8 protein-coding genes are annotated in these 6,320 nt (G+C 41.4%); all 8 read right to left on the bottom strand.

Features of this window, described 5'->3' with window-relative positions:
- On the bottom strand, positions 1-1,144 hold a 1,144-nt coding region (locus tag VIR50_RS10240), incomplete at its 3' end, for an aspartate kinase (protein ID WP_331935032.1).
- 28 nt (positions 1,145-1,172) lie between these two features.
- Positions 1,173-1,898, bottom strand: a complete 726-nt coding sequence (locus VIR50_RS10235; RefSeq protein ID WP_331935031.1) for a cell division ATP-binding protein FtsE — start codon at positions 1,896-1,898, stop codon at positions 1,173-1,175.
- Positions 1,899-1,923: 25 nt separating this feature from the next.
- Positions 1,924-2,571 carry a bifunctional phosphoribosyl-AMP cyclohydrolase/phosphoribosyl-ATP diphosphatase HisIE gene (gene hisIE / locus VIR50_RS10230; RefSeq protein ID WP_331935030.1) on the bottom strand — a complete coding sequence of 216 codons (648 nt, stop codon included), beginning with the start codon at positions 2,569-2,571 and terminating at the stop codon, positions 1,924-1,926.
- Positions 2,572-2,599: 28 nt separating this feature from the next.
- Entirely contained in the window at positions 2,600-3,367 is a 768-nt protein-coding gene (hisF, locus tag VIR50_RS10225; RefSeq protein ID WP_331935029.1) for an imidazole glycerol phosphate synthase subunit HisF, read from the bottom strand.
- Entirely contained in the window at positions 3,364-4,080 is a 717-nt protein-coding gene (gene hisA, locus VIR50_RS10220; RefSeq protein WP_331935028.1) for a 1-(5-phosphoribosyl)-5-[(5-phosphoribosylamino)methylideneamino]imidazole-4-carboxamide isomerase, read from the bottom strand. The genes hisF and hisA overlap by 4 nt, the downstream gene beginning before the upstream one ends.
- Complete coding sequence (gene hisH, locus VIR50_RS10215) at positions 4,077-4,667, bottom strand: imidazole glycerol phosphate synthase subunit HisH (RefSeq protein WP_331935027.1); 591 nt, start codon at positions 4,665-4,667, stop codon at positions 4,077-4,079. The genes hisA and hisH overlap by 4 nt, the downstream gene beginning before the upstream one ends.
- Positions 4,668-5,531, bottom strand: a complete 864-nt coding sequence (gene purU, locus VIR50_RS10210) for a formyltetrahydrofolate deformylase (protein ID WP_331935026.1) — start codon at positions 5,529-5,531, stop codon at positions 4,668-4,670.
- A gap of 151 nt (positions 5,532-5,682) precedes the next feature.
- Positions 5,683-6,210: an FHA domain-containing protein gene (locus VIR50_RS10205; RefSeq protein ID WP_331935025.1), complete on the bottom strand. Its 528-nt coding sequence runs from the start codon at positions 6,208-6,210 to the stop codon at positions 5,683-5,685.
- Between the last annotated feature and the right edge of the window lie 110 nt (positions 6,211-6,320).

Below are 6,320 nucleotides of genomic sequence, written 5' to 3'. Positions count from 1 at the left end.
CAACGACACAGATGATACACATGTCGGTATCTACGGTGACGGTGCCATATTTCTTCAGCTCATCAACGATTTCATTTAGATGGGAAGAATTGTCAATACTCATGGAAACACCGACCTCGCTGGTGGTTATCATATCGATGGGGGTCTGGTAACTCTCGAATATTTCAAAGACTTTACGCAGGAATCCCGTTGCTAAGAGCATGCGACTGGACTTAATCTTGATGGCCGTAATGTTGTCTTTGGCTGCCACAGCTTTGATTTTACCTCTTACCAATACGTTATTGATAATAGTGCCTTCGGCATCGGGATCCATCGTATTTTTAAGTCTTACGGGAATACCGGTATATTTTGCGGGTTGAACACAAGTGGGGTGGAGAATCTTTGCTCCGAAATAAGCTAACTCTGCGGCTTCTTCAAAGTTGAGTTGTCTGACGGCTTCGGTTTTGTCAACAATGCGGGGATCGTTATTGTGCATGCCATCAATGTCCGTCCAAATGACAATTTCCTCCGCGGAAAGCGCTGCGCCTATCAATGAGGCGGTATAGTCGGAACCGCCACGAAGCAGGTTGTCGATCTCACCATAGGCATTGCGACAGATAAAACCTTGAGTGATATAGATTTGGTAGCCCTCGTTGGCACGCATAATTTCTTCCAACTTCTCTTTGATATATTGAGGATCGGGCTCGGAATTCTTATCCGTCCGCATGAAATCGAGGGCGTTCAATAAGACTGCCTTTATGCCAATTTCATTCAGATAATTGACAACCATTGTGGTACTGATGATTTCTCCTTGTGCCACAATACATTTTTCCTCGAATGAAGTAAATAAATCTTTGGTTGATGAGCGTAGAAGGTTGAATTCATCTTTTAGGAATTCTCTTGTCTTTTGTCTGTATTCCTCTGTGGCATACAGTTCTTCTACGTGTTTGAGGTACTTATTCTCAAGTGAATTTATGACTTCATTGGCACCTTCGGGGTTCTTCTTATAGAGATAGTCACTGATTTCTATAAGAGAGTTTGTTGTGCCGCTCATTGCGGAGAGGACAACGAATGTGGGTTCGCCGCTTTTGGTTATCAGTGAGGAAACACTTTTCATCCGTTCCGGTGAGCCAACAGATGTTCCTCCAAATTTCATTACCTTCATAACCTCTATAATATTTTGATGATCAGTCTTAATCTTCCTGCGCTTCCAAAGAGTCTTCAGTGAGATTGAGTTTGTTGTATTCGTGTGTAATATCGCTTATGCTTCCGTTGTCACATTTATAAACTATGCCCGGGTATTTATCCAACATAGGGATGTTATGGGTTGTCATGACAACGGCTGTTCCGGTAGTTGTCGCGTTCTTAAGGAGTTGGATAATGCTGCTGGCGGTCTCAGGATCTAAATTTCCGGTAGGCTCATCCGCGATAATGATTTGCGGTTTATTGAGTAGTGCTCGTGCGATGGCAATTCTTTGTTGTTCACCTCCTGAAAGTTCATGGGGCATTTTATCAATCTTGTCGATAAGGCCTACTTCGTTCAAGACTTCCTCTATTCGTTGGTCAATTTCTTGTTTGTTCTTCCAATCTGTTGCTTTTAAAACAAATTGTAAGTTCTTTCGGACGGTACGGTCGTGAAGCAGTTGGAAGTCCTGAAAGATGATACCCATTTCTCGACGGAGTGCCGGTATCTCTTTGCGTTTGAGTTCCAACAGTTTCCTTCCAAGTACTTCTGCCAGTTCCGCTTCACCTTCTACGAGGTCCAACTCACAGTACAATGTTTTCAACAAACTGCTTTTACCTGATCCTACTTTTCCTATGATGTAGATAAATTCACCTTCAGAAACCTGAAAATTGACATCTTTTAGGATGAGATTTTCAGCTTGATATATGTTTACATTCTTATAATCAATTAGCATAATTCCTAATCAAGTTATTTGGGGGTTAGTCGATTTCTCCTTTACTTTTAGCTACTCTACGGGCTTTATCCCAATCAGGATTGTGACGTTTTAACAACTCAAGCGCGACATCTTCTATTCTTAAGCCTTTGCTTGTCAGTAAAACGATAAGGTGATAAAGCATGTCCGAAGCCTCGTAAATCATTTTTTCATCAGTGCCGGCCGTAGCTTCTATAACGGTTTCAAGAGCCTCTTCACCCACTTTTTGGGCCATGCGGTTAACGCCTTTGTTGAAAAGACTTGTGGTGTAGCTGCCTTCCGGCATTTCCTGATGGCGCTTATCGATAAAATTTTGTAGTTCGCTAAGGAAAAGAATGGGATTATAATGATTTTCCTCGGCCCAGCAAGTATCGGTACCTTTATGGCACGTGGGGCCATCAGGATGGACCTTGATGAGTAATGTATCATGATCACAATCGTTTTTTATATCTACAACATGTAAATAATTGCCACTTGTTTCCCCCTTAGTCCATAGACATTGGCGGCTGCGACTCCAGAAAGTTACTTTTTTACTTTCTATAGTTTTCTGATAGGCAGCCTCATTCATGAATCCAAGCATTAACACATTCAGTGTAGAAGCGTCTTGGATTATGGCCGGAATAAGGCCATTCATTTTATTGAAGTTGATAGTCATGTATCAATTATTTTTATAATTTATAGCATTAATAGCTTGGACGTACATTGATTCCTTCACGTGTCAGATATTGTTTGAGTGTAGGAATAGCGATTTCTCCGAAATGGAATACACTTGCAGCAAGTGCCGCATCGGCTTTGCCCATGGTGAAAACGTCCTTGAAATGTTGCATATTACCTGCGCCTCCGCTGGCAATGATGGGTATGTTTATCGTATCAGCAAGTATGGCAAGTGCTTCATTGGCAAAGCCTTGTTTAACCCCGTCGTGATCCATACTTGTAAAAAGAATTTCTCCGGCACCTCTGTCAGCTACTTCCTTGGCCCATTCAAAGAGGTTGCGTTCAGATCGTTCACGGCCTCCTTTCATGTAACAATGCCATCCATCGGTATCGTATCGGGCGTCAATAGCGCATACACAAACTTGTGAGCCGTAATGATTGGAAATCTCATTGATGAGTTCCGGATGGAGTAGGGCTGCACTATTTATGCTTACTTTATCAGCTCCCGCATTTAGCAGTATATCAACATCGGCTAATTCATTGATTCCTCCGCCAACCGTAAACGGTATGTTGATTTCCGCTGCCACACGAGAAACCATGTCGGCAAATGTTTTTCTTCCTTCAACGCTGGCCGTTATATCTAAAAAAACAAGCTCATCGGCTCCTTCTTCACTATACAGTTTACCGAGTTCTACCGGGTCACCGGCACTTTTAAGATTGTTGAAATTGGTGCCTTTTACAGTCTCCCCATTCTTGACATCCAGACAAGGAATGATTCGTTTTGCTAATCCGCTCATAGGCCTAATTGTTGAATGTCGATTTTACCTTCGTAGAATGCTTTGCCAAAAACGACGGCGGGAACTCCTGCCTCTTCGAGTTTTTCAAAATCACTGTTACAAGAAATTCCACCACTGGCAATGAGATGCAAGTGGGGAAATTGTTTCATGATTTGCTTATAAAGTGGAATGGCCGGACCTTGCAAAGTACCATCTTTGCTTATATCGGTACAAAGAACTTGGTTTATGCCTTTTTCTATGAAGGTATGCAAGAAAGAAAAAAGCTCTATGTCAGAATCTTCTTTCCATCCATTGATAGAGATTTTTCCGTCTCGTACATCAGCCCCAAGGATCAGATGTTCAGCTCCATATTGTTCAATCCATTGAAATACCAATTCAGGATTTGTTACGGCAATACTTCCTACTGTGACCATGGAGGCTCCGGAGTCAAAGGCTTTCTTTATGTCTTCATTAGTTTTAACGCCTCCTCCGAAGTCTATTCTTAATTGAGTTGTCTGACTGATCTCTTTCAGAATGTGCTCATTAACAATATGTTTTGACTTTGCTCCGTCTAAATCCACGACATGTAAGCGTTTAAAGCCCAAGGCTTCAAACTGCTGTGCTACGAGAATAGGGTTCTCTTTGTAGATTTTCTTCTGCTCATAGTCGCCTTTTGTCAAACGTACGCACTGCCCGTTGATAATATCAATAGCCGGTATTAATTCTATCTTCATAGGCAAAGGAAGTTTTGTAAAATTTGTTCTCCCGTCTTTCCACTCTTTTCCGGGTGGAATTGGCAGGTGTAGAAATTGTCTTTATGCAGGCAAGCTGAATAAGGATTGATATAGTTGGCTGTCGCTATAGTCTCTTTGCAAAGGGGGACATAATAACTATGGATGAAGTAAACGAATGGTTGTGGCCCTAGATTCTGTAGCAGTGGGTTATCCTGCGTATGAATTTCTTGCCACCCCATAGCCGGAACTTTATCTTCATGCCGAGTGGGTAGAAAACGCTTTACATCAACGTCAAATATCCCGATACAGTCCGTATCACCTTCCTCTGAATGGCTGCATAGCAGTTGCTGTCCGACACAAATGCCTAAAACCGGTTGCTTTAAATGGCGAATAACTTCATCAAGGTTATGCCGGCGTAAGTAAGTCATCGCTTCTTTCGCGTTTCCCTGCCCGGGGAAGATAACCCTATCAGCTTTGGCCAACAGTTCCGGACTGTCAGTCAATAGTGGTTCTATCTGAAGACGGCGTAAGGCATGCGTGACAGAATAAATGTTGCCGGCGTTATATTTGACAATTGCTACTTCCATTTAGCTAAAGATGATGGTCTTATTCTTGTATGTAAGAATCTTTCGTTCTATATGTTTTGTTACAGCTCTTGACAGAACTATCTTCTCCAAATCTTTTCCTTTGAGCACCAAACTCTGTGGGGTGTCTTTGTGAGTGATTCGTGTTACATCTTGTTCTATGATGGGACCGGCGTCTAAGTCGGCGGTGACATAATGGCTTGTAGCCCCAATAATCTTGACACCCCTTTCCCATGCTTGATGATAGGGTTTAGCCCCAACAAAGGCTGGGAGGAAAGAGTGATGGATATTAATGATGTGATGTGGATATAGTTGTATCATTTCATCACTTATGATTTGCATATATCGTGCCAAGACAATGAACGTAATCTTGTTTTCTTTCAGCAAATCTATTTCTGCTTTTTCCACTTCAGCCTTATTGCTATGATCCTTTTTGATGGACCATACATGGTAAGGTATATCGAATTGCTCGGCAACGTAACGCAGATCTTCATGATTGCTAACTATGCACGGAATGTCTACATTCCATTCTCCAGCTTTATATCTGGCCAGCAAGTCATAGAGGCAATGGCTCATTTTACTAACAAAGATAGCCATTCTTGGCCGCTCGTCGTTAAAGTAAAGATTGAACTTCATATCATACCGCTGCGCATAGAGCGTCTGAACTAAATCTTGTATTTTGTCCCGAGGAATCATGAAATTCTCTAATTCCCATTCTATGCGCATAAAAAACATTCCCTCTTCATTATCTACATACTGATCCAAATAGACTATATTTCCTCCATTATCAGTAATAAATTTTGTAATTTCGGAAATAATACCTTGTTTGTCAGGACAGTGAAGGAGTAATATCGCGGTTGATTTCATAATCTATACATAAAATTCTATCGTTGCCAAAGCCTTTGTTGACACCATTTATAGGTTGCAAAGATAGTAGTTTTATTTCAGATTAAAGAATTATTATTTCTTTTTGTGATAATCCAATAATAATCCTTTTCATAGCGATGATGAGCTGCTGTTATTTCTTTTCAGCGGCCCGTAAAATGATACTTGTGGCCCCAATGGTGAAAAGTGTACCGTCAGCGATGACGCGTCGCTCCTTGTCGCCTAAGATCTCATTGTCAACAAATGTTCCGGTATAGCTTGGGCCGTCACGAAGTACGTATTGCAATTTGCCAAATTTGTCATAGCCAACATTGATAAAACAATGTGTCATGTCAATGCTGGGGTCATTAGTCTCGATGGGACAATTGATTTTTTGTCCTTTCATGTATCTGCCAATGCCATTTTCGCCCAACCGGAGGGGGATGACTTGTTTGTAATGGAAAACGTTTTCAATTACAACGATAGACCCATAGCCTCCTTCGTTAGCCAATTCATCGGGAGCTTCTTCTTTCTGTATGTTCCTTAATTTAGAAACACCTAACCTTATTCCAAACTGCTTTCCGCAATCCGGACATTGAAATACTAAAGATTGTCCTTCGGTATATTTGGTCTCGTCAAAGGTGATAAAGTTATCACATTTGGGGCAACGTACTCGTTTCATAAGCAGGTTACAAAATCATAATGCTTTTGCATGTTACTTAATAAATGTGACCCAACAATCTTCAAAATGTTTGAGTCCATGCATTTTGTTGACCATCCGATAGGCTTCGC

Source organism: Prevotella sp. (assembly GCF_036570325.1).
Classification (GTDB): Bacteria; Bacteroidota; Bacteroidia; order Bacteroidales; family Bacteroidaceae; genus Prevotella.
The sequence above is the reverse complement of the archived record's forward strand: the minus strand, read 5'-3'. Positions and strand labels throughout refer to the sequence as shown.

Coding starts and splice junctions, on each gene's coding strand:
- VIR50_RS10235 (WP_331935031.1), bottom strand. CDS start 1,898: ATGCTAATTGATTATAAGAATGTAAACATATATCAAGCTGAAAATCTC.
- hisIE (WP_331935030.1), bottom strand. CDS start 2,571: ATGACTATCAACTTCAATAAAATGAATGGCCTTATTCCGGCCATAATC.
- hisH (WP_331935027.1), bottom strand. CDS start 4,667: ATGGAAGTAGCAATTGTCAAATATAACGCCGGCAACATTTATTCTGTC.
- purU (WP_331935026.1), bottom strand. CDS start 5,531: ATGAAATCAACCGCGATATTACTCCTTCACTGTCCTGACAAACAAGGT.
- VIR50_RS10205 (WP_331935025.1), bottom strand. CDS start 6,210: ATGAAACGAGTACGTTGCCCCAAATGTGATAACTTTATCACCTTTGAC.
- hisA (WP_331935028.1), bottom strand. CDS start 4,080: ATGAAGATAGAATTAATACCGGCTATTGATATTATCAACGGGCAGTGC.
- hisF (WP_331935029.1), bottom strand. CDS start 3,367: ATGAGCGGATTAGCAAAACGAATCATTCCTTGTCTGGATGTCAAGAAT.